The sequence below is a fragment of the Candidatus Neptunochlamydia vexilliferae genome (genome assembly GCF_015356785.1).
Taxonomy (GTDB): domain Bacteria; phylum Chlamydiota; class Chlamydiia; order Chlamydiales; family Simkaniaceae; genus Neptunichlamydia; species Neptunichlamydia vexilliferae.
Window position 1 is genome coordinate 1 of record NZ_JAAEJV010000035.1, and the last position, 20,955, is coordinate 20,955.

Here is a 20,955-nt window from a genome sequence, read left to right on the forward strand (position 1 = left end):
AACCCTAGATTCATCTCACTGTAGAGATGGTCTCTTCTCTTTGAGAGACAACTTGTTGTGACAGCTTCTTGTCACAATGCGAAAAGGTGAACAAGGCCTTCTTAGCCATAGTCCCCCCCCCCTCCTCCCATGTTTCTTACTTTTTATCTAACAGGGAAGATATTAGAAGTCAAATTCCGTGAATGGGATTGATTCTTCCTTTTAGCGCTTTAGAAATGAGGCGAGATTTTTTGAGTCGGAATGAAGGGCAACTCTTTTAAGAGTTGTTCGAGTGACGACTCAGAAAAGGTTGCTTATTTCTATAAGATGATAAAAGGAAGAAAAGATCATATTTGCGGAATAAATAAAAAAGGCACTACTTTCGTAGTGCCTTTTTCCGAGCGTCTTTTAACCGTAGGTGGTTAGAAGTCGAAGCGGAACTGCAGGTTTAGACCGTGCATATTGAAGTCGTGGAAGTTAAGAGCTCCGTTGGTGTCGAAAACTCCCCAGTTGATCCATGACTGCTCTGCCCATCCAGCTTGGATAGCAAAGTGGTAGTTATCATCAGAGAACCACATCTCCCATCGGAGGCCGATTTCTGATTCGAAGACATACTTCACAGCGTAGTGAGTGTCTTGGTCACGATGATAGTTTGTTGTGCTATCACCACCAGTTGGCGTTGTTGTACCTTTAGCTTCGATAGTGGTGTAGTTAGCCCAGAGATTTGAAAATGCAACGTTTCCATAAATGCTCCAGCTTTTAGCCATGTAGTAGGCTAGGTTTAATCCACCACGGAAACCAAGAGCCCAAACATCAAAGTCATTACGAGCTTTGAAAGTGCTTGTAACAGCATTGTTAACTACCGTGTTAAGTTTTGTAGTGTGCTCTTGGTCTTGCCAGGTTCCTTTGAACCCGATGAAAGGTCTCATAGTAAGGAATTGGCTAAGATAGAAGTTTCTTCCAAGTTCTAGGTCTATAGAGTTAAAGCTATAATCGAAGTTTCCTGAAGCACTCTGACCTGATGCGTTAGAGTCTTGTGAGAAACCTAGGTTGCTGCTGCTTTGACTGCTGGTGTTTGACCCATGCAACCAAGTGTACTGAGAACAGATGTCCCAGCCATCGTGGCTAAGGTTGAGTCCTAGACCAACCTTAAAACCAGGGTCCCACTCATCAGCGTAGTCAAGACTTTTTCCTTTAGTTCCCGAGATACCGCTATATACGGTAGGGGTGCCTTCTTGGACAGCTTTCCACCAGATAAAGTTTGCTCTGATGAATACATCAGCACCATGGGCGACACGAGGGCCGGCGTTTGGTGTAATTTCTCTAAAAGTTCCACGCTGGTAAATTCCTTGACCAGCTTTTGGACTTGTTGAGTGCATGCTTTGGCTGTTAGAGCTCGAGCCACCGTAGTTACCTTGAGCAAAAACAGGAGTTACCAAACTCAAGCACAAAGCCCCAATTAGAGGCCACAGTTTTCTGAGTTTCATTTCCATTCTCAAAATTCTCCCTGTTACAGAAATGATAAAATATCAATCGTTAATGTTTTTTCTTTTAACCGAAGTTGTGACAATAGCGCAAGAAAAAAATTCGAACGCTACTTTTTCCTGCTCACACCTATCGGAAAAGGATGTTTTGCAATTTAAACTACCATCAAACTCTAATTGGGAATTCTTTTGCAAGAAAAAAATTGCAGGGAATTTTTTTTTACCTACAGAAACTGAAAAAGCCCCACACTTTAAGAAGATAAAGTATGGGGCTTTCTAGCCGAGAGGCGCAAGAGAACTTCCCGCTTGCGCCACTCGATTTTAGGTTATTAGAAAATCGATTTAGAGGATTACTTTAGAACCCATAACCGATTTTAAATCCAAGGCTACTTGCCCAAGTCCAGTCACCCTCATTAAGGGAAAGGGTTCCGGGAACATAGTAAACCTGTGCAAAGAGTTTATTTCCTTCTGCAAGAGAGTAATCCTTTCCAAAAAATAGAGCGGGATCAAATCTCCAGAATGACTTGGTTTCTTTAGTCCATACGACGCTAAATGGAACATCGAGTCCAACAAACCACTGGCTTGAAGCATTAGGTTTTGGGAAAAAATGGATATTTGCTGCAACTTTAGAGTAGAAGCAATCATTAATAAATCCATTGATTGCTAAGCTTGCGCCAAGACCAAGTTGATCTTTTTGGTAACGGTATCCCACTTCGGGTGCTTGAAAAGGGGAAAAGTTAAAGTCATAGCCGATATGAAAATAGCTATTTTCAACAGGAGCGGCTTGCTCACTCTGAGTGTTAGCAAAAGATTCTGTTTGGGGGTTTGCCCATGCTAAAGAGCTTGTAGCTACAAGCAGTGTTAAAATCGAGACTAGTTTCTTCATAAATACCTCATTTGGGTTTTAGGTTAAGAGTATAAGGGGTGAATGACGATTCTCAGGCTTCTCAAAAACAGAGTTTATTGAAATAAAGCCGACCAAAAGGAACATCCAATAGGTCTTATTAGTTCGTCAATAACTTAAACCCTAAATTTTTACATGAGGGATGATTTACTGTCAAACCTTACTTAAGGTTTTTTCTCAGAATTTTTCAATTAGACGGTTAAAAACAGGAATTCAGTTTGGGAAACTGCAATGACATCAACCTAAAAATCGAAACGCAATTTCATTGTGAACCCTTGCAAAATTAAATCGCCATGATCGGATTCTGCAAAGTAGGTCTTAAGAAGATTGTTGTGATTGATCCATAACTGCTCTTCCCAGCCTCCTTGTATGAGGAAGTGGTAACGGTCATCAAAAAACCACCATTCTGCGCGGAGTCCAAGACCAAATTCTATAACGCCTTTAATGGTGTGGAAGTCATCTTCGGAGTTTAGAACGGTAATATTGGTATTGAGAGGGGAATTTCCTCCTCCGGGGTTGTTTGAGTCGTTGCGCGTATCTTTTCTATCCACTTGAAACTGGCTCCAGAGACCAGAAATAGCGAAATTTCCATAGAGGCTTAAGATAGAGGTGAGTTGCCACCCTGTATCGAGTCCGGTTCTGAGTCCTATGCCCCAAAAGTCTTGATCATTTTTCATTCTTAAATTCGAATCGATCGTTCCTTCTAAGGTGTAGCGAACGCGGTAATCTTGATCGATCCAACTTCCTTTAAACCCAACAAAGGGTCTTAGGGTGAGAAAATTGCTGATGAAGTAATTACGGCCTAAGCTTAAGTGGGCGGTATGAAAGTGGATATCCCAGTCGGCGCGTGCTTCTCTAATTTCGCTATTTGAAAGGAGGCTGACCAAATTAGAGACATTCCAAGGAGAGAGGATGTCACTTCCACTGACTGCTTTTTTGTGATCGGCGCTTGAGTAGAGCCAGGTGTATTCAGCAGTGACGTCCCAACCGTCATGGGGAAGGTTCAATCCGGCACCGACCTTAAACCCGGGGGCCCAGTTCCAGTCGAGGTGTTTGACCGATCCTCTTGGAGTGCTTGAAACACCGTCTCCCGATCCTGTAATGGCATACGCGAGGCCATCCATCCGTGGGGTCCAGTAGATAAAGTCTGTATTGAGGAACACATCGATTCCGTGGTCAACGCGAGGGCCGGCGTTGGGGGTGATGGTTCCTTTGACATCGGATATTTTTCCAGCAACAGCAAACACATTTGCACACGCAATAATAAGGGGAAGTAGATATTTCATAGTGATCCTTGGTTTTTCCCGACCATAGAAATTTAGCTGAAAAAGATCAAGGGGATGGTTTGTTGAGTAAAAAGTTTAGCTGTTAAGCCGGCAAACAACTCCAGTAAGCCATATATAGACATGTCGGGGGCGAGCCCCCCGCCACCCCCGTTGAGCTTCAAGCGAACAGTCAAATCGAACCTTCAGTCGGGGGCCCGGGTGCCTACCCTGTGCAGGCCCCTCCTTCATGCCGATTTTACAGGTTCGCCTTGAAGCCGCGGACTGCTCCGGGCAGTCCTTTATCCCGGGCGAGCCCCGGTATAGAGTCATTTGTGATTTAGAGGGAGAGCGAGGCAAAGCCAGACTTACTTGAGCGATGAAGCCCATAGCCAAAGGCGCTATGGGTGAGGAGGAAAGTGGGTCTGGGGCAGCCGCAGCCGCCATATAAGTCACAAATGACTCTATACCGGGGCTAAGGCGCGCATGTAGTTGATGACTTTGTTAAGAAGCTCAATCCAGTCATAGGACTGCTTGGCAAACTGCTTGAGAATAAAGAACCAGCCTGCCCAAAGAACACCCAAACCAAGAAGAGACTTGATCGACATCCCTAGGAAGGCAATCTGCACTTGGGGAGCCAGCCGGTTGGCAATTCCGAGAAACATCTCGGCCATGAGAATTCCGACAAGGGCGGGCCCTGCAAGCTGGATCGCGATGGTCACAACCTGATTGACCAGGTCGAAAGAGATTTTCCAGAAGGGACTCTTCACGCTGAAAAAGAGAGGATTGATAAAACCTGCTGGGGGGACAATTTCATAGGACTTCATCACGGCATCAAAGAAAAGGAAGGGGCCCCCGATCTGAAAGAAGAGGACGATAAGGATCGAGTTGTAGAGGATGCCGATAGGAGAGGCTTGGGATTGCATCGCAGGATCTTGGGAACGCATAACCGATGCGCCACGAAGATAATCGACATACATACCACTGGCTTGGACCGCATAAAAGGGAATCGTAATAAAAAAGCCGAGGATAAATCCAATGATGAGCTCTTTAAGGGCAAAAAGAACGAAGGCGTTGTTAAAGCCGATGGGTTGCTTGACGTGAACTGCAATAAAGGGAAGAAACACAAGAGCTAGGCAGATGGCAAGTCCCATCCGGGCAATCCCCGGAGCGAGCTTAGCTCCTAAGAAAGGGGCAAGAACCATAATCGGCGCTAGCCGCATCAGAACTAAAAAGAAAAGGGAAATGGCTCCCCAAATCGAAATGTTTGAGAGGTTAGAGAAGTGTTCTGCATAGTCCATGAACCTATCCGCTACGTATTCCACTTGGGGAAATTAAGGAAGATCGAATTGGCAAATTGCATGATCTGCGCACTTAAAAATCCTCCCATAAGGATGAGGGTCATAATGACGGCAACAAGCTTCACAGTAAAGGAGAGGGTTTGTTCCTGAATCTGGGTCGCCGCTTGGAAAACCGCGACGAAAAGGCCGAGCGACATACTGATTAAAATGGGAGGGCCCGAAAGGATCAGGATTAAAAGGAGGGCTTGGTAGGAAAGCTGGTAAATTTCTGATTGGTACATGGGGCCCTCACTGTTTAAAACAGGGGGTGAGAACTAGGGGTGCCTGAAGGGGTTTTCGATTTTTTTTCAGGTTCAAGGGAACAAAATGATTACATACTTGGATAAAGTAGGGATCATTTTGTTCATCTGGACCTGGGAAAAAAGAAAAATTCAAGCGGGCATTCATAGTTCACACTCACTGTTTATAGGTTTGTACAAGTCCCTGAATGACTAAGCTCCACCCATCGGTCATCACGATCAGGAGGAGTTTGAGCGGCAAGGCAATCGTTAAAGGGGAAAGCATCATCATTCCCATCGCGAGAAGAATGTTCGATGTGACAAGGTCGATGACAAAGAAGGGAAGGTAGATGAGGACCCCGACCTCAAAAGCGCCTTTGAGCTGCGAGGTAATATAGGCAGGCGCTAAAACGATAAAGTCATCCATCTTCAGATCTTTTTTAAAGTCTTGAGGCATGCTCCGATAGGCGAGCTGATAAAAATTCCGCTGGTGGGTTGCTGTCATATTCCGAATAAGAAATTTTTTCAGCGGCTCTTTGGTTTTGTCGACAACGTTATAGATATAGGCAGCCGAGTTAGCGGAAAACAGCTCTTTGGGTGCCTCCTTGGTGATGTACTCTTTACCCGCATCATACATGGCAACGCAAGTGGGAAACATCACATAGATACTCATAAGAAGGGCGATTCCCGTAAGCGCTTGGTTGGGCGGCGATTGCTGCACCCCCAGAGCATTTCTAAGGAGCGAAAGGACGATCACAATTTTTAAAAAGGAGGTGAGGAGGATAATCGCATAAGGAAGAAGAGCGACCAAGGTGATGACGGCCATCATCGTGATCACATTGGGGTCTGAACCAGGACCGGTGGGTTCGGCTTGTTGGGTCGGATTGCCAGGTTTTTCGACTTTTGCCTCTGCTTCGGCGATTTTGGAAATGGCGCCGAGCGCTCCTTCCTCTTGGGCATAGGTCGGTTTCATCGTAAAGCAGAATAAAAGAAGGAGGAGAGTGTATTTTAATTTCATGGGTTATCTTTTCATGAATGCTTCAAAGGCTGACTCTAATGCGCGCCATTGGTTTTCTAAACTCGCATTAATAATACCAGCTTCGGTCTCAATAATACAACCCCCTGGCGTCACATCTTCTTTTTCTTCGATCACAAAGGTCTTCACAAGCTCGAGCATTTTTTTTAGCCCGTCTTTTTCTTTCTCGAGAACTTCTTTGTCTTGCTTGGAGACAAAGATCTTAATATGATGGCTTTGTGTGACAGGTTTTAGGGTTTGCCGCACGATGTCGACGATGGTGTCGGGCTTGAGCTCTAGCTCCCGTCCGACAATTTTTTTCGCTGCTTTTAAAGCAAGGGGAAGGACCATTTTTTGAAGCTCATGCTCCATCTCCTTGACCTTTTCCTCAAAGGCAAGGATCTGTTTGTTAAATTCGGAGAGCCCTTTATTAAAGCCTGCTTCCTCTGCTTCGGCAAGGAGTTTTTTGCACTCTTCTTTGTTACTCGCAAGATAGGTCTTCACATCTTCTTTTGCTTTTTTCAAGACATCGGTAGCCTTTAGAAGGGCGCTAAACTCTTCGGCAGGAATCACTTTTTCTTCTGCTTCGGGGCGGATTTCTCCAGAATAGATCAAGGAAAAGAATTTACTCATGTGATGAGTCCTAATGTTTGCTGAATCAAGGCTTGATGGGCCTGCTCATTTTTAATATCGATGAAAAACTTCTTGAGGATATTGGCTCTCCCCGTGTCTAGCTTGTGACAAATGTGCCATAAAAGGGAAGGGTGACACCCAAAAAGGGCTTTTCCTAGGCGGTTAAACCCTCGGTGGTGGAGGATCGACTTGAGCTCTTCTTCATCTCCTCCCCATCCATCGAGATTTAGGCGGGAGAAGGAGAGAGGCTCTTTTGTTTTTAGGAGGTTTTTTAGGTATTCTTGTTCCTTTTGGGAAAGAACCTTCTGAATTTTTTTGATCTGCTCTGCTTTAATCACATGTTTGAGCTCGATGGCAAGGTCGTGAAGGCCCAGATAGTCGACAAGGGTTTGTAGCTCTTTTTTGCTGAGGGAGAGGATGGCATTTAAGGGGTGATCAGGGAGGAACTCTAGGGGGAGAAATTCTTTTTGATCAGCGTTTAACCAGCAGTAGATCGCACTGAGAAGGTAGTTTTTAGCGGGGGGCTTTAAAGGGGAAAGGGTGAGGCTGGTTTTAAAATGATTTTGAAGTTTTTGAGCAGGGGTTTTTTCAAGAGCGGAGAGGATTAAGCTTTTATCACTTTCTCCAAAGGGCTCTAAAAAGGGGATGAGCCAGGAGTAGTGAATTCCCCCCACTCTTTCTTCCATTGAATAGGGGTGGGATAAGGGGTCGGTCCTAGGAGGAGGAAATGCGTTAAGTTTTGCCTGCTCTTGAGGAGTGAGGTAGCGGAGAAAAACAGATTTTTTCTCCTCTCCACCTCGCGTTAAAAGACTCTCAAAGGTGAGCCAAGATGAGGTGCTCATTTACTTAGGTTTCTCCTTCTCCAGGGGGAGGTTTTTTCCGAAAGCCATTGATTAAGGGGATCGGGTTAAAGAGTTCTTTAAGCCCTCCTTTTTTCTTGAGCTGGGGATAAAACTTCCAGGCGACCCACCCTAAAATAATGGCGAGTAGAACGGCAATGGTGGTGATCAGGAAGAAGAGGAAGCGGAAACGGGCTGCCGACTTTTTGCTCATCACAATGTTCCAAATGCTCACATACTCTCCGGGTTTTCCCCCTAAAGACTCGGGCATTTGGTCCAAAGTAATATCGGTGAAACGGGAGCGGTCAGAGACAACAGCAACGTCGTTGATATCAAGGCCTGTCACACTTCCGGAGATAAGGCGTTTAATTTTATTTTCAAGGTGGATATTGGGATCGTCGATCACTCCTTGGTGCTTTACATAAACCGCTGCGGTGATCTTCTTGTTTTCTCCTTCACCTGTTAAAGTGACCTCTTCAGGAGGAAAAGAGATCTGTACGGTCGCATCGATCACCCCATCGATCATCAGGATGGTATTGGTGAGCTGCTGGGCGAGTCCAGCTTGGTAGCGGATCGTCTCCTCTTTATTGGAGGTCATGAGCCCTTGCTTCGCAAAAAGCTCGAGAAGGGTAGCCCCTTTTTGCCTGGGAAATCCATTTTGGTTGAGGTAGGCGATGGCGTCGATATAAAATTTGTCTGGGACAACAACCGAGTACTGAGCTGCGGAGGCTTCTGCTCCAACACCGGTGGAGCTTGCCTGCACTTTGGAAGCAGGAATTCCTTTGCTTTCTAATAGAACCAGGATGATATTGGCTTCTCGTTCATGGATTTGGGTGACAACTTCACGGTTCGATTCGCAACCAGTGAATAGAATAAGGAAACTTCCTAAAATTAACAGAGTCTTTAATATCTTTTTCATCATACCACAAGTTATATAGACATGTTATTACCTTTATACCATGTTGCTGAGTTTATACCCAAACAAATTCAAAAGTTGGTTTTTGGTCTTATGAAAGATGCGTCGGGGGCAAGCCCCCCGCTGCCCCCTTGAAGTCGTGGACACTTCACGACGCATCTTTCTCCTAAATACTCCCGATTAACTACATAAGGTGGAAAGGCCTCCATATTTCGGGAAGTGTTACCTCAGCATGCTGTATTTTGAACCATGCCCAATTTTTGAACTTGTTTCGGTCTATCACAATGATGCAAAAAACCCGTTTGACAAACCTTTAAGCTGAGTGATAGAATGACCCTGCTTCAGATTACCGAAAAAGGAAAATGAGCTATGCAACCTACTACATTTGGAATTCCGCCATGGATGGCTGCGGGAACTGCATTTCAAGCGGTCTCCCCAGCAATTAATATGTGCATTGACCTGATAAATAACCTACATTCTCACCCTGATCAGAAGGGTAAAGATGGCTGTAAAAAGTGTTTTGTTAAAGACGTAGTAACAGGCGTTTTGGCTTTTATAGGTATTCTAGCTTCCTTAGCTGCAGCATCGATTATGATGTATGGAGGACTTAAGCACACTTACGCTTGGCTCAACTCGAATGAGAAGATCGCAACTACTCCGCCTGGATAGTGGTGATGGCGATTGTATAGACGATATCATCGACAAGAGCGCCCCGCGAAAGGTCATTGACCGGTTTTTTGAGCCCTTGAAGCATGGGGCCAATGGAAAGGACATCGGCACTTCGTTGGACCGCCTTGTAGGTCGTATTGGCGGTGTTGAGGTCGGGGAAAACATAGACGGTGGCTTGCCCAGCAACGGGACTGTCGGGCGCTTTTTTTGCCGCAACGTCGGGGCTGAAAGCGGCATCATACTGAAGGGGGCCATCGATAAGAAGGTCGGGGCGGAGCTCTTTGACTTTTGCTGTCGCCTCTTGCACTTTGGTCACATCTGTCCCGGCTCCAGAGGTTCCGGTGCTGTAGCTGATCATGGCTACCCGAGGGGGGATCCCAAACCGCTCAGCAGAATCGGCACATTGGATGGCGATATCAGCAAGCTCTTCAGCTGTCGGGTTTTGGTTGACGGCGCAATCTCCATAGACAAGGACCTGGTTGGGGAGGCACATGAAGAAAATCGAAGAAACTTTTTTGACACCCGGCTTGGTTTTAATGAGCTTGAGAGTGGGGCGGATCGTACTTGCTGTTGTGTGGACCGTTCCGGCAACTAGCCCATCAACTTCCCCTTGAGCAAGCATCATTGTCCCGATAACAATGGGATCGAGAAGCGCTTCTTTTGCATTTTGTTCGGTGAGTCCTTTATGTTTCCTCAGCTCTAAAAGAGGTTTTAAATATTTTTCTCTTAAAGGGGCGGGATCGAGAAGTTTAATCTCTTCTCCAAGCAAAACCCCGTTATTACTTGCAATGGTCTGAATTTTTTCGGGATTTCCAAGAAGAATGGGATGGGCAATCTTTTTTTCGACGCAGGTCGCAGCCGCTTGGATGATCCGCAGCTCTTCCCCTTCGGGAAGGACAATTTTTTTTCTTGCTTTGCGCGCTTTTTCAATGAGCTGGTAGCGAAAGGCGGGGGGAGAAAGTTTTCTTTCGAACTCTGTTGAGATGAGCTCTTTTAACCAATCGGTATTGATGTGGCTGGCGACAAACTCCTTGAGAGCGGTTCGTCTCTCAATGTCATCTTCAGGAATTTTTACATTGAGATTTTGAAGTGAAATGGCGGTCCGCAAGGTATCGGTTTTTACCGATAAGATGGGAAGCCCTTCCCTCATTGCTTGTGCGCAAAGTTCTATTGTTTCCTTGGGAACGGGGTAGTCACCTGACAAGAGGAGCCCTGCAATGCGTGTTCCGCTTAAGTAAGCCATACAAGTTGCTAAGATGGTATCGGAGCGGTCGGCAGGAGTGATGATCATCACATCGGGACGGAGAACGGTCGAAACATGTTTTGTCGTAGCGGCAGCAATAGCAAAGAAATTGACCCGCCGGTTTTCCATCTCTCCTGCTGAAATTACTTCGGCATTTAGATATTCAGCCACATCCTTAACGCGTGGGGCCATGAGTTCCCTTCTCCAGGGGAAGCAGCCCAAAACGCGGAAACTTGGCTGATTAAAAGTCTGACAAAAGGGGCGCTCTTCTCCTTTTTCTTCGGGAAGGTCAAAAAGGTCAATCCGAGCATTTCCATATTTATCAACGGGGGCGCCCACTTTATTGATCATGCAACCGATTGTCCGGGAACTTTCGATCCCTCCATAAGGTTTTGCTGTAATGACGAGCTGCTCTTTCAGGTCTTCCGCACTTTTTCCTCCAGGAGTGGTGACAAAAATGACCTCTGCATCGAGCGCTTTGGTAATGGCGTTGTTTAAGCTGGGGGCATAGGGGCGGAGCTGCGCACCGATAATTCCTTGAATGACCAGGATTCCCTCTTCAGCCGACTGTTTTTCTACCTGCTCGATGATGCGCTCTAAAAGGGTCTCTTCTTTGCCGCTACTTAAAAGATGTTCCACTTGATCGATATCTAGATGGGTAAAGGGGTTGAGGTAGCTGACGTTAATCCCTTGCCTTTCTAAGGCGTGGACAAGTCCAATCGAAACGGTGGTGAGCCCTACACCCAAACCCATTGGAACCATTAAGATTGTATGCTTCATGGACTCTCCTTCACAATCCTTGCGGCATCTCGAGCGATCATCAGTTCTTCATTGGTGAGAATGACAAGAGACCCTAACCTTAAGGGGCTAAGAAGATCCATAACATGATCTCGGATCCGGGCACTATTCTCCCCGATCCCTCCCGTAAAGATGACTCGATCGATTTTCCCTAAGGGAATAAGATAAGAGGCGATATATTTCGAAAGGCGGTAGCAGAAGATGTTGATAGCAAGTTTTGCACGGGGCTCAGAACTTTCTAAAAGGAGGCGCATATCTTCGCTGATCCCTGAAAGACCCAAAAGACCGCTTTCTTTATTCAGGATGTGAGTCACTTCATTTACAGAGACTTTGAGCTTTTCGGCAAGGAAGGGAATCGCCCCAGGGTCAAGGTCTCCCGATCGCTGCCCCATCACGAGTCCCTCCAAAGGGGTGAGTCCCATACTGGTGTCGACACTTTTTCCCCCTAAAACAGCAGCTACACTACACCCATTTCCCAAGTGGCAGCTCACAAAAGCGGTCTCTTCCAGCGGCTTACCCAACTTTTTTGCCCCTTCTTGAACCACATAGCGGTGACTTGTCCCATGAAATCCATACCGGCGCACCTGATGTTTTTCATAAAGTGCGTAAGGGAGGGCATAGAGGTAAGCCTGCTCCGGCATCGTTTGATGGAAAGCGGTATCAAAAACGGCAACTTGGGGAATATCGGAAAATTTTTCTCCCATGATCTTGATTCCTAGTGCGTTAACCGGGTTATGCAAAGGAGCTAAGTGGTTGCAAGCCAATATCTTGTCTAGAACGCTTTTGTCGATTTTGACCGAGGCGCTAAAGTCTTCCCCTCCGTGGACCACGCGATGACCAATCGCGATAATCTTTTGATCGCCAAGGAGTTTTAAAATTTCGTCCAAAGCAAAGCCGTAATCTGGTTTTTCAAGCGATTGCGACTGATCGCCCCATTTTAGGGTTGCACGATCTGTTCCCAAGTTTTCAGCAAGCCCCTTCAAGTGGACCTTACCTGACTCAGGCTCAATGAGCTGAAATTTTATCGAAGAGCTCCCGCAGTTAAGAACGAAAACGGTATCCATAAATCCCTCTAATCCCCCCTATACAATAAAGGAGGGATTTAGGGGTAGAGCTAGCTAGCGGCTTCCCAGAGCCCTAACACATTTCCTTCGGTGTCAGAGACGTAGGCGTAGTAGCCCATGTTGGGGATCTCGATCTTTGGCATGATGAGTTGGCCACCTGCTGCGACCACCTTTTCGATGTAGGTATCGACCGACTCCACATGGATGGCAATGACTGGAGCTTTGACGTCATCGGTTCGTTTGATCATCCCCCCGTTGATCGCTCCAGGATTTTTCGGCATAAAGTTTTTATCGATTGGGGTGGTTCGAAGGGCAATGTAATCTTCTTTTCCTTCGATATCCCAACCAAAAATATCGTAAAATTTCTTCGCGCGCTCTGTATCGTCAGCGGGAATTTCAAAGTGAACCACTTGGTTCATGTGGGCTGTTTTGGTCATAGTATCTCCTTGTTTAAGCGGTTAAGTGACTTAAAAATGTATTGACATGGTTTTTAATTTCTTGAGGGGGTGAGAGATCGGAAAGAAGCTCTTTTCCAGATGCTTTGTTGATTAAGGTAATGGGATCGGCAAAAAGCAAATTGAAACGGGTACGGCGACTTAAAACGGGGAAGGAAACTCCTTTTAACGCATTGACGCAGTCATCCGATAAAGAAGCGGTGGTTATATCAAGAATAGTTAGGGTTTCTCGGTGGGTGTCAAGAGGGGCAAAAGAGATGGTAAAAGTGGCCACACCCAAAGGGGAAGGGGATTTTGTCAGTTCAATGCGTAAATGAATCCGATAACTGTTTTCTAACGTCTCAATAGGAAGGTCGGGACAAGGAGTAAAAGAGTAGGAGGAGCTAAGAGGAGTATCTGCTAACACCTGTTCTAGGACAAAGCTTTCTAAATGATCTGGGAAGCTTGCCATATTTTCTTTGGCAAAATCGACCCATTGAGACCACACTTCTTCTACAGAGATCTCTCCATTTTCTGGAACAAACGGCAAAATTTCATGGAGAAGGAGGAAGAGGACGATCAAAGGTTCTCTATTTTGGGGTGTAAGACTATGATAAAACCGCTGCAGTGCTTGGCGGAGAACAGGCCACTTTTGTGGGGAGGGGGCGAGATCATGGACAAACTCACACCAATGCAAGAGATCATGAATGAAAAAGGATAAGGGGTCAGCGTAGTAATCACCGTGAGGACCTCCTCCTTTAGCGGGAAGAACGGCTAATGCAAATGGAAACTCGTCCTCGATAAAAGATTCGATAAACATCCTGAGCGAAAGATCCCCTTTTTCAAGATAAAGGATCATCAGCCGATGAAAGGGATAGGGATATCCCTTAAAAATCTGAGGATTGGCAAAGTAGCTGTCGAGTTTTAGCTCGTCGTAAGCTTCGATGTCGAGCCATAAACCTTTATTATAAAAATCTCGGATCGATTTCATTAACTCCCCATAGAAAAAGGGGGCTTTTTCTTGGGTTTCTGCAAGCAAAACAGCGAGACGGAGGTTGTGATTGAAAAAACGGGGGAGTGTCAGGCAGTTGTTTGCTATATCTTTCTTAGCCTGCTCCCAGAAAGAGGCTAAATGGTGAACCTGCGGCTCATTTTTCTCTTTTAACAGGAGTTGATAGACGTAGGCGTATCCTGTTTTTAAAAAAGGGGATAGCCCTGCAAGGGGCTTTTGAATGTCTTCTTTTTTTAGCGAAGCATAAAAGTTTTTGTAACTTTCCAGTTGTGTTTTAACAGGGGGGATAGGAAAACAAAGTTCATTCATGATTCACTCCTTAGTTATACCCATTCTGGTTCAAGATTTGGGGTTTTTCTGTGCCAGCATCTCCACCTTTACCCCCCTCTGCATCGCCCCTATCTCCTGGATAGGGGACTGCTTCGATGGGGCTAAATCTGGAGCGCTGGCTTTGGCAAACTCTCAAATTTTGATCCGGAATGGGTATAGGTGCAAGCTGTGCTTCCCCTAAATTTATGATTTGGTATTCAGAGCTCACCTTGTCGTACTGATGAGTGATCTGAATCACTGTTTTGTTTTGGCAAAAGTCGTTAATAAAATCGAGAATAGCCTCTTTCGTTTTAGGATCGATGGCATTTGTCGCTTCATCGAAAATGATAATCTTGGGGTTGCGTAAGAAAACGCGGGCTAAGGCGATCCGTTGCTTCTCCCCCCCAGATATTTTGATCCCCCGTTCTCCAACACGGGTTTGGTAGCCGTCAGGTAACCCGTTAACAAAAGGTTCCAAATGGGCTGCTCGTGCGGCTTGCTCGATCTCCTCCCATTTTGCCCCCACTTTGGCACAGGCGATGTTACTGGCGATCGTATCATTGAACAAAATGGTATCTTGAGAGACAACCCCAATCTCTTCTCTAAGAGAGGGTAAGTCATAATCGGTGAGGGGAATGTCATCGATCAGAATCTTTCCCCCTGAAGGGGAGTAGAGCCCAAGTAAGAGCTTGACAATGGTTGTTTTCCCACACCCGGAAGGTCCAATCAAAATGGTTTTGCTATTTGCGGCAAGTGAGAAGGAAAGTTTTTCCAGGGCTAAAGGGTTCTTCCCATATCTAAAGTCGACACAATCAAATACGATCTTCCCTTGAGAGATTTTCTTCTTTATAGGAGGTTTCGAAGTGGAAGTAGTTGGAGGTTTAAGCCAACTGACAAAAGGGAGGAGATCAACCGCCGACTTAAAGGTATCACGTAAATATTCGCCGATAAACGCCACCGGAGTCATCAGCTGTAAAAAAACGCTATTCAGAAAGACAAAATCGCTGACCCGATAAGTTCCTTGTAAAATCCCATGGACAACTAAGATGTTTAATCCTAAAAATGTGCTTCCAAATATCAATAGTTGGCGGAGGTGGAGAAACTCAAAGTTTTTTACAAAATTGACTTCGGCATCTCTTTTTTTGGTCAAGAGATAGCCAAACTCTTTTGCCTCACGCTTTTGTAAATTAAAGAGTTGGACGATTTCGAAATTCAAAAGGCTATCGATAAACCGTTCCGGGAGCTTCCGTTCATAGGTATTACTAAGGCGTCGAATGTGCAAAGCCTTTGAAAGACCATAGTTTGTTGAAATAGTCAGTATAATAGAAGCACTCAAAAGAATGAGACCACTGAGTGTTCCTATTTCATACATCACAAAGCCTGCTAGAAGGACGAGTTGTAAAATATTTGGAATAACCGTGAGGATGAACTCATTCACAAAATGTTTGATCGAACCGTTGGCTTTCTCAAATAGGCCTAAGAAGTAGCCTGAGCTATGGGCTGTAATGGAATCCGCAGGGTGTTCATGGAGCTTTCCAAGGTATTCTTGACCGAGTAGAGACCCGATTCCTTCTGTGATCTTAGTACTCCATATTTCTTTAAGAGGGGGAAGGAGTTGTGAGGCCATCCAGACAATTCCATAAGCAACCACTAAAAGGAGGGGGCTGTGTCCAAAAATTTGAGCTGTTGAGCCCTCAAAACACTCGATGAGGGCCTTTAACAAAAGGGGACTTAAAACAGCTGCAGAAACATGGAGAAGTGCAATCGCTTTAGCTCCTAAAAACAGATGACGGATAGCTTTATTGCTCTTCCATAAAGCGCGATATAAAAAGGAAAAAATGGTTTTAAACTCTGACTTTGAGGGACGGGTCATGACCACCCCTTGAAGAAAACTTCGGCGCAAACAAGATTTTGGATATAACGTTGTGATCGCATATCGCCTGCTAAGGTATCGTCGATGGATTGTTTTAATAAGTAGGGGTCGACAAAGCCATTTTTAACAAACTGACCTTCCATCAGCAACTCTAAAATTTGCTTATAGTTACGTTTAAATCCCCAGATATAAACACTAGAAAACTCCCCTTTATCTTTGCGCCAAATATGTTTTTCCCCATACCGATCGGATAAACTCTTCCGGGCAATGTAGCGGTCGTGAGCTTTATAAAAGAGGGTATATGTGGGTGTTGCAAGCAGAAGCTCGAGAAGGGGTTGGCTCAAAAAGGGGTAGAAAATGTAGTGGCCTGGTGGGCGAATATTTTCTCCAATGAGTTTTAATACTTCGAAAATATCATTCACCTGGACTTGCTTACCGGGGTAGGTCCGATGCTTTTTGTGATAAAAGGGGTGGTGCATTGCAGTCTGAGAGACAAACTTTTTTGGGTTGGCCTTCAGCCAAGGAGCAAAAAAATAACGATCCTTTTCAGGGCGCATCCCAAGCAGTGAAGAGAAAACACCGCGCACCCCTCGCCATAGAACTTGATACAAAGTGGCTCGGTCAACGCTTGCTAGATCCTTGATATAGGATAAGGACCCTTTTAACCCTTTTCCACAGATATAATCGATAAGAAAAGAAGGTTGAGGAGAGGACATTAACGTATTATCCCCTCCGTGCCCATTAACAAAGTAGGCCTGTTTTCCCTCTCTTACTTGCCTGAGATAGAGGTTGTCTTGGTTTTTTTCTATAGATAGCACGGAGGGGATGTTGGGTTTTTGAGGGATCACGAGATCCTCATAAGGCAAACATTTGGAATAGCTCAGTTTTTTTAAAGGTGTGTGAGTCGTTGTGGCAAAATGTTCTGCTATAGCCCTTTCATCGCAAGCGGTGTTATGCTCATTAAAAAGATGAAGAGGATAGTATCCTTGATTTTTGCCAAGAGACTCATAGATGGCGTAGTGTAAGACAGTGGAGTCTACACCTCCTGAAAAAGATAAGAAAATGTCATCTGCACTCTGGAACCAACATTGGCACGTGCGCTTCAAAGTCTCCATTAATCGGTTTCCAGCATCGTCAGGGTGGAGCGTTTGGGAGTTTTCGACATAATCAAGAGGGTTCCAAGCAAGTATGAGTTCTTCATCCTTTCCATCAAGCTTTAGAAAACATCCCAAGGGAAGCTGGTAGACAGAGTCAAAAGGGGTTGCTTTCCCCAAGAGGGAATCCTCTTGGATACAAGAGACCATATAGGCCCAATCCGTATTAAATTGCCTGCTAGCTAGAGCGTTTAGAGCGGCCATAGATGTTGCAAAGATCCACCCTTCTTCAGAGGCCTTGGTATAAAAAAATGGGATGGGACAAGAGGGTGAACGTAAAACATAGATTTTTGAGTCAGCCCAAATCAAAAGATAGTCCCCCCAAAAATTTTGGGTGAACTCAGTAAATTCCTTGTGGTTTGATGGAAGATCTTTTGATTCGAGGGGAAGATAGGACTCTTTAGAGAACGCTTTACCTAACAAAAAACTCCGAGAGGTGCTGATAACCTTCCACCCTTTACGTGCAGCATCCTCGTCAAGAGTCCACCCAAGTTGAAGAGAGTTAAAATTTAAAAGCGTACACTTGTTGCCCAGTGCCTTTTTTATATTTGCTGAAAAAGATATCTGCCCTGCACACAACACTGTTTTTATGCACCCTCTTGTAATATGACAGGTAGGTGCTTGGACATCAGGGGATTATCTGCTATGACACTTCCCCCAACCTCAGCCCAAGCATGGGCAGAAAAAGGTTGGTTCTGAACCCCTATATTGAGAGTACACTCCCAGCCATACCTTAAAGCAAGAAGAGTGTAAGCTGTCGCCCATTCCAAACATTTGACCCGAATAGGGAAGTAAAAGCAGGCTTGATTGAGAGCATGACTCAAGGTTGTGACATCATAATAAGGGCTTTTGGATAGGGGACGGCGAGACTTTTTTTTCTGAACCCACAAGATGAGCCGGTAAAAACCAAAGCAATATAGTAACATGTAAACCCAGATAAGAGATCCTAAGGCTTTGAATTTTAATCTTAAAGGGAGCTTTGTATCTAAAGAATGGCGTTCTATACGCCAATCGACATTAGCTCCAGGTAGGTTGTTTTTTTGGGGAATCACTTCGGGTGTTTTAGAAACACTGTGTGATAGAATCTTAAGACGTTGAAATTTATGAAGCGCATCGGAAAGTTCTTTTGAAAAGGGACGGTCTTTATCGACAGGTTGCGACAAACAGTCAATCAACTTAGAGGCCAGCTCCTTTTCTATAACGTGGTATTTATCTTTTTTGAGGTCAAGCAAAATCAGGTCTGACTGAAAGTAGCAAATCCGGCAATGTGGCATCAAACGGTAATACATCTAGAGACCTAAAGAAGGAGAGGCAAAAGCCTCTCCTTTATTGTAGTATAGACTTAACTATTTCTATACTTGCTCATGTCACGTACGTTACCTTTGCTTGCTGCACGTGTAGACTTTGAGGCCTTTACTTCAAAGCCAAGTTTTTTTGTGGGGAAAAGTTTTTTTAACAATTTCATAGGATTACCTCATTGTTAATGTTCATAAATTACGCAACGCTATCTACGTTACATTATCAAGTTATAAATATAACTTACAAAACAAGTCAAGATAAATTTCCTTGGCCTGCACCAAAACGCCTTAAAAAATAGTCGCGGACCCCAAGCAAGACAGCGCAGTAGGTGCGGAGACGGAGGCGCCTTTCCGGAGTTTTTTTCGAGAAGGGGTACTGCAAAGACTTTAAGAGGTAGAGCTTGAGAATGTGAAGCGCCTCCTTGATTACTTTCCACTTTAGTGGAGAGTTGGGGCAGTTTTTTTCGATCCATAAAAGACGATTCCGCCACCAAAAGTAGCTGGTGTGGGGTTTTCCTCCTGTAAAGGAGGCGGAGACTTTGTGGTAGAGCTTAGCTTCTGGGCAGGTTGTGATCGTATACCCCTTCTTTTTTGCCCGAAAGCACCAGTCACTCTCTTCCCAAAAGAGGAAGAAGCGGGGGTCAAAAAGCCCCACGTCTCTAAAAACCTGGGCTTTGACAAAGAGGGCAACACCACACACATAGTCGAGGGCCATTGGCGTGGTCCATTCACCTGCAGGGGCGCGCGCCCCAACTAAGTCAAAGGATCCTTTGGTCGCATTCCAGTTTCCTCCTAGGTGGTCAAGGAAGTGGGGGTGATCCATCAGGTGGGCTGCCCCTCCTTGAATCGGAATATCTCGCTTGAGAAACCCCTCAAGAATATCGGGCTCAACGGTTGTATCGTTATTGAGGATAAAAATGGTATCGGCCCCTTGCTCTAGGGCGTAGCGGATCCCCACATTGTTCCCTTCGGCATAACCGAGGTTTTCTCCTGTTTCGATGAGGTGAGCGTCTGTTTGTGAAAAAGCTTCTACAGAGCCATCGGTTGAGCCATTATCAACGACCACCACTTTGTGAGGCGTCGTCACCTTTTCTAAACTTTTTAAACAGGCAAGGGTGTCTTCCTTCCCGTTCCAATTTAAAAGGATGATGAAGGTTCTAGAATTCAACTGACAACCTAAGAGTGTTTAGATGGATTCAAAATTCAATGCGGCCACGGATGACGACTCCCGCGAGAGTCAGGTCTCCATTAGTAGAGGGGAGATCGGTGCCTCCAAAGAGCTTATTGTAGTTGATCAGAAGATGGCTCTCCCAGCCTGCATCAACGAGGATGCGAAATGTATCAAAGGCCCTATCCCAACGAAGTCCTAAAGCGAGGTCGATAAAGGGCTGGGTTTTGTAAATGGCATCATGGGTCGTTGCTCTAAGGTTTTGGTTAAGCGTTCCCGTTCCATCAATGGAAAGCTCACTTCCGTTTCTTCGGATCCACGTTTTTCCGTAGGGGAGGGCAATGGCTCCTTTAGCATAGATGTTCCAGTTTCGGACAAACTCCCAGGCTGTATCTAGACCAGTGAGGATCCCTACGGCCCATGATTTTTGCTGATAGACAGAGCCGGATCTCAGGAGGTCGGCGTTGGCTGCTGATGGGCGGCTTCCATTAACGCTAAAGTGCATTCTTGACCAGTAGATGCGCACTCCAGCAAAGGGGCGTAAGGAGAGATGGCAGCTGATCCAAAATTTTCTTCCAAGCTCTAGGTCTATTTGGTTGAATAGGAGGGCACCATTTGCGCGGACTGCTTGGAAAAAGTCTTGATTCGGATTGAGAAACCAAGGGGAGGTAAGGGCCTTTGTCCCTATGGGGTTACCGGTAAGTGTCTGACTGAAGTCGGAGCTGTTAAAAGGGGAGACAGAAGAGGTATTCGAGTAGCTGTTATAGAAGTAGGTCCAAGTTCCATAGACATCCCAGCCGTCGTGAGGGGTAACAGCGCCAAACCCTAAACGGAGCCCTGGGCTCCAATCCCTGTCGAGCGCTTCTTTTTTTGTCGAGACAAAGGTTGTTTGGGTAGGGGATATATCACTGCCAGAGGAAGCACTTTGTCCTCGAGTTGCATAGGAAAGATCGGTAATAGCGCTATACCAAACAAGGAGCTCCGCATCGATAATAAAATCAAAGCTATCCTGACCGATCAAGGGTCCTGCTGCGGGGGTGATGGTATTCTGGGGTAGTGGTGGAGAGGCCTCTTGCAACTCCCCACTTTGTTGGTAGGTGGCAACAAACTTCTTTACACTTGAAAAAGCAAAAGTAGGAAGGAGCAAAAATAAGAGTAACTGTTTCATGCGCTCAAATTACAGGACAAGAAACATTTTAGGCAAGACTCGAATCATTTTCGACTGTCAAAGTCAAGGAAAATTCCATAGGTATCGATGAGATAAATTCCATAGATCTACATAAAAATATTTTTACTCCCCCCTCTTACTTGTAATATCCTTA

The 20,955-nt window shown here is 45.4% G+C and carries 19 protein-coding genes; 1 reads left to right on the forward strand and 18 read right to left on the reverse strand.

Annotated elements, in window-relative coordinates; genetic code table 11:
- Positions 1–401: 401 nt before the first annotated feature.
- From NEPTK9_RS06345 to NEPTK9_RS06385, 9 genes are all read right to left on the reverse strand, one after another.
- Positions 402–1,472 carry an Lpg1974 family pore-forming outer membrane protein gene (locus tag NEPTK9_RS06345; RefSeq protein ID WP_194847994.1) on the reverse strand — a complete coding sequence of 357 codons (1,071 nt, stop codon included), beginning with the start codon at positions 1,470–1,472 and terminating at the stop codon, positions 402–404.
- A gap of 346 nt (positions 1,473–1,818) precedes the next feature.
- On the reverse strand, positions 1,819–2,349 hold the full coding sequence (locus NEPTK9_RS06350; protein ID WP_194847995.1) for a hypothetical protein: 531 nt from the start codon (positions 2,347–2,349) through the stop codon (positions 1,819–1,821).
- 260 nt (positions 2,350–2,609) lie between these two features.
- On the reverse strand, positions 2,610–3,653 hold the full coding sequence (locus NEPTK9_RS06355) for an Lpg1974 family pore-forming outer membrane protein (RefSeq protein ID WP_194847996.1): 1,044 nt from the start codon (positions 3,651–3,653) through the stop codon (positions 2,610–2,612).
- A gap of 440 nt (positions 3,654–4,093) precedes the next feature.
- Complete coding sequence (locus NEPTK9_RS06360) at positions 4,094–4,930, reverse strand: EscT/YscT/HrcT family type III secretion system export apparatus protein (RefSeq protein WP_194847997.1); 837 nt, start codon at positions 4,928–4,930, stop codon at positions 4,094–4,096.
- Positions 4,931–4,941: 11 nt separating this feature from the next.
- Positions 4,942–5,211: a type III secretion system export apparatus subunit SctS gene (gene sctS, locus NEPTK9_RS06365; protein ID WP_194847998.1), complete on the reverse strand. Its 270-nt coding sequence runs from the start codon at positions 5,209–5,211 to the stop codon at positions 4,942–4,944.
- Between the two features lie 175 nt (positions 5,212–5,386).
- Positions 5,387–6,226, reverse strand: a complete 840-nt coding sequence (sctR, locus tag NEPTK9_RS06370) for a type III secretion system export apparatus subunit SctR (protein WP_194847999.1) — start codon at positions 6,224–6,226, stop codon at positions 5,387–5,389.
- Between the two features lie 3 nt (positions 6,227–6,229).
- The gene (locus tag NEPTK9_RS06375; RefSeq protein ID WP_194848000.1) at positions 6,230–6,856 is read right to left on the reverse strand and encodes an HrpE/YscL family type III secretion apparatus protein; all 627 of its coding nucleotides are present in this window, start codon (positions 6,854–6,856) and stop codon (positions 6,230–6,232) included.
- Positions 6,853–7,698 carry a hypothetical protein gene (locus tag NEPTK9_RS06380; RefSeq protein WP_194848001.1) on the reverse strand — a complete coding sequence of 282 codons (846 nt, stop codon included), beginning with the start codon at positions 7,696–7,698 and terminating at the stop codon, positions 6,853–6,855. The genes NEPTK9_RS06375 and NEPTK9_RS06380 overlap by 4 nt, the downstream gene beginning before the upstream one ends.
- 4 nt (positions 7,699–7,702) lie before the next feature.
- Positions 7,703–8,614 (reverse strand): EscJ/YscJ/HrcJ family type III secretion inner membrane ring protein, encoded by a 912-nt coding sequence (locus tag NEPTK9_RS06385; protein WP_194848002.1) that lies wholly within the window; start codon positions 8,612–8,614, stop codon positions 7,703–7,705.
- A gap of 366 nt (positions 8,615–8,980) precedes the next feature.
- Here NEPTK9_RS06385 and NEPTK9_RS06390 point away from each other — a divergent pair, with 366 nt between their 5' ends.
- Complete coding sequence (locus tag NEPTK9_RS06390) at positions 8,981–9,280, forward strand: hypothetical protein (RefSeq protein ID WP_194848003.1); 300 nt, start codon at positions 8,981–8,983, stop codon at positions 9,278–9,280.
- Here NEPTK9_RS06390 and pta read toward each other — a convergent pair.
- The 9 genes from pta to NEPTK9_RS06435 form a co-directional block, all read right to left on the reverse strand.
- Positions 9,264–11,303 carry a phosphate acetyltransferase gene (gene pta, locus NEPTK9_RS06395; protein ID WP_194848004.1) on the reverse strand — a complete coding sequence of 680 codons (2,040 nt, stop codon included), beginning with the start codon at positions 11,301–11,303 and terminating at the stop codon, positions 9,264–9,266. The two genes, NEPTK9_RS06390 and pta, sit on opposite strands and share 17 nt — an antisense overlap.
- Positions 11,300–12,385 (reverse strand): acetate/propionate family kinase, encoded by a 1,086-nt coding sequence (locus NEPTK9_RS06400; protein ID WP_194848005.1) that lies wholly within the window; start codon positions 12,383–12,385, stop codon positions 11,300–11,302. The genes pta and NEPTK9_RS06400 overlap by 4 nt, the downstream gene beginning before the upstream one ends.
- 50 nt (positions 12,386–12,435) lie before the next feature.
- Positions 12,436–12,822 (reverse strand): VOC family protein, encoded by a 387-nt coding sequence (locus NEPTK9_RS06405; RefSeq protein ID WP_228547061.1) that lies wholly within the window; start codon positions 12,820–12,822, stop codon positions 12,436–12,438.
- Positions 12,823–12,835: 13 nt separating this feature from the next.
- Entirely contained in the window at positions 12,836–14,140 is a 1,305-nt protein-coding gene (locus tag NEPTK9_RS06410; protein ID WP_194848006.1) for a hypothetical protein, read from the reverse strand.
- A gap of 10 nt (positions 14,141–14,150) precedes the next feature.
- The gene (locus NEPTK9_RS06415) at positions 14,151–16,013 is read right to left on the reverse strand and encodes an ATP-binding cassette domain-containing protein (protein ID WP_194848007.1); all 1,863 of its coding nucleotides are present in this window, start codon (positions 16,011–16,013) and stop codon (positions 14,151–14,153) included.
- Positions 16,010–17,590, reverse strand: coding sequence for an asparagine synthase-related protein (locus tag NEPTK9_RS06420; protein WP_194848008.1), 1,581 nt, complete (start codon positions 17,588–17,590; stop codon positions 16,010–16,012). Before NEPTK9_RS06420 ends, NEPTK9_RS06415 begins: the two co-directional genes overlap by 4 nt.
- A gap of 164 nt (positions 17,591–17,754) precedes the next feature.
- Complete coding sequence (locus NEPTK9_RS06425) at positions 17,755–18,456, reverse strand: lasso peptide biosynthesis B2 protein (RefSeq protein ID WP_194848009.1); 702 nt, start codon at positions 18,454–18,456, stop codon at positions 17,755–17,757.
- A 262-nt stretch (positions 18,457–18,718) separates the two neighbouring features.
- Complete coding sequence (locus tag NEPTK9_RS06430; RefSeq protein ID WP_194848010.1) at positions 18,719–19,633, reverse strand: glycosyltransferase family 2 protein; 915 nt, start codon at positions 19,631–19,633, stop codon at positions 18,719–18,721.
- Positions 19,634–19,661: 28 nt separating this feature from the next.
- A complete protein-coding gene (locus NEPTK9_RS06435) occupies positions 19,662–20,801 on the reverse strand; it encodes an Lpg1974 family pore-forming outer membrane protein (protein WP_194848011.1) in 1,140 nt (379 codons plus the stop codon).
- Between the last annotated feature and the right edge of the window lie 154 nt (positions 20,802–20,955).

Coding starts and splice junctions, on each gene's coding strand:
- NEPTK9_RS06415 (WP_194848007.1), bottom strand. CDS start 16,013: ATGACCCGTCCCTCAAAGTCAGAGTTTAAAACCATTTTTTCCTTTTTA.
- NEPTK9_RS06410 (WP_194848006.1), bottom strand. CDS start 14,140: ATGAATGAACTTTGTTTTCCTATCCCCCCTGTTAAAACACAACTGGAA.
- NEPTK9_RS06375 (WP_194848000.1), bottom strand. CDS start 6,856: ATGAGTAAATTCTTTTCCTTGATCTATTCTGGAGAAATCCGCCCCGAA.
- NEPTK9_RS06360 (WP_194847997.1), bottom strand. CDS start 4,930: ATGGACTATGCAGAACACTTCTCTAACCTCTCAAACATTTCGATTTGG.
- NEPTK9_RS06350 (WP_194847995.1), bottom strand. CDS start 2,349: ATGAAGAAACTAGTCTCGATTTTAACACTGCTTGTAGCTACAAGCTCT.
- NEPTK9_RS06400 (WP_194848005.1), bottom strand. CDS start 12,385: ATGGATACCGTTTTCGTTCTTAACTGCGGGAGCTCTTCGATAAAATTT.
- sctR (WP_194847999.1), bottom strand. CDS start 6,226: ATGAAATTAAAATACACTCTCCTCCTTCTTTTATTCTGCTTTACGATG.
- pta (WP_194848004.1), bottom strand. CDS start 11,303: ATGAAGCATACAATCTTAATGGTTCCAATGGGTTTGGGTGTAGGGCTC.
- NEPTK9_RS06380 (WP_194848001.1), bottom strand. CDS start 7,698: ATGAGCACCTCATCTTGGCTCACCTTTGAGAGTCTTTTAACGCGAGGT.
- NEPTK9_RS06435 (WP_194848011.1), bottom strand. CDS start 20,801: ATGAAACAGTTACTCTTATTTTTGCTCCTTCCTACTTTTGCTTTTTCA.
- NEPTK9_RS06390 (WP_194848003.1), top strand. CDS start 8,981: ATGCAACCTACTACATTTGGAATTCCGCCATGGATGGCTGCGGGAACT.
- NEPTK9_RS06425 (WP_194848009.1), bottom strand. CDS start 18,456: ATGTATTACCGTTTGATGCCACATTGCCGGATTTGCTACTTTCAGTCA.
- NEPTK9_RS06345 (WP_194847994.1), bottom strand. CDS start 1,472: ATGGAAATGAAACTCAGAAAACTGTGGCCTCTAATTGGGGCTTTGTGC.
- NEPTK9_RS06355 (WP_194847996.1), bottom strand. CDS start 3,653: ATGAAATATCTACTTCCCCTTATTATTGCGTGTGCAAATGTGTTTGCT.
- NEPTK9_RS06405 (WP_228547061.1), bottom strand. CDS start 12,822: ATGACCAAAACAGCCCACATGAACCAAGTGGTTCACTTTGAAATTCCC.
- NEPTK9_RS06385 (WP_194848002.1), bottom strand. CDS start 8,614: ATGAAAAAGATATTAAAGACTCTGTTAATTTTAGGAAGTTTCCTTATT.
- sctS (WP_194847998.1), bottom strand. CDS start 5,211: ATGTACCAATCAGAAATTTACCAGCTTTCCTACCAAGCCCTCCTTTTA.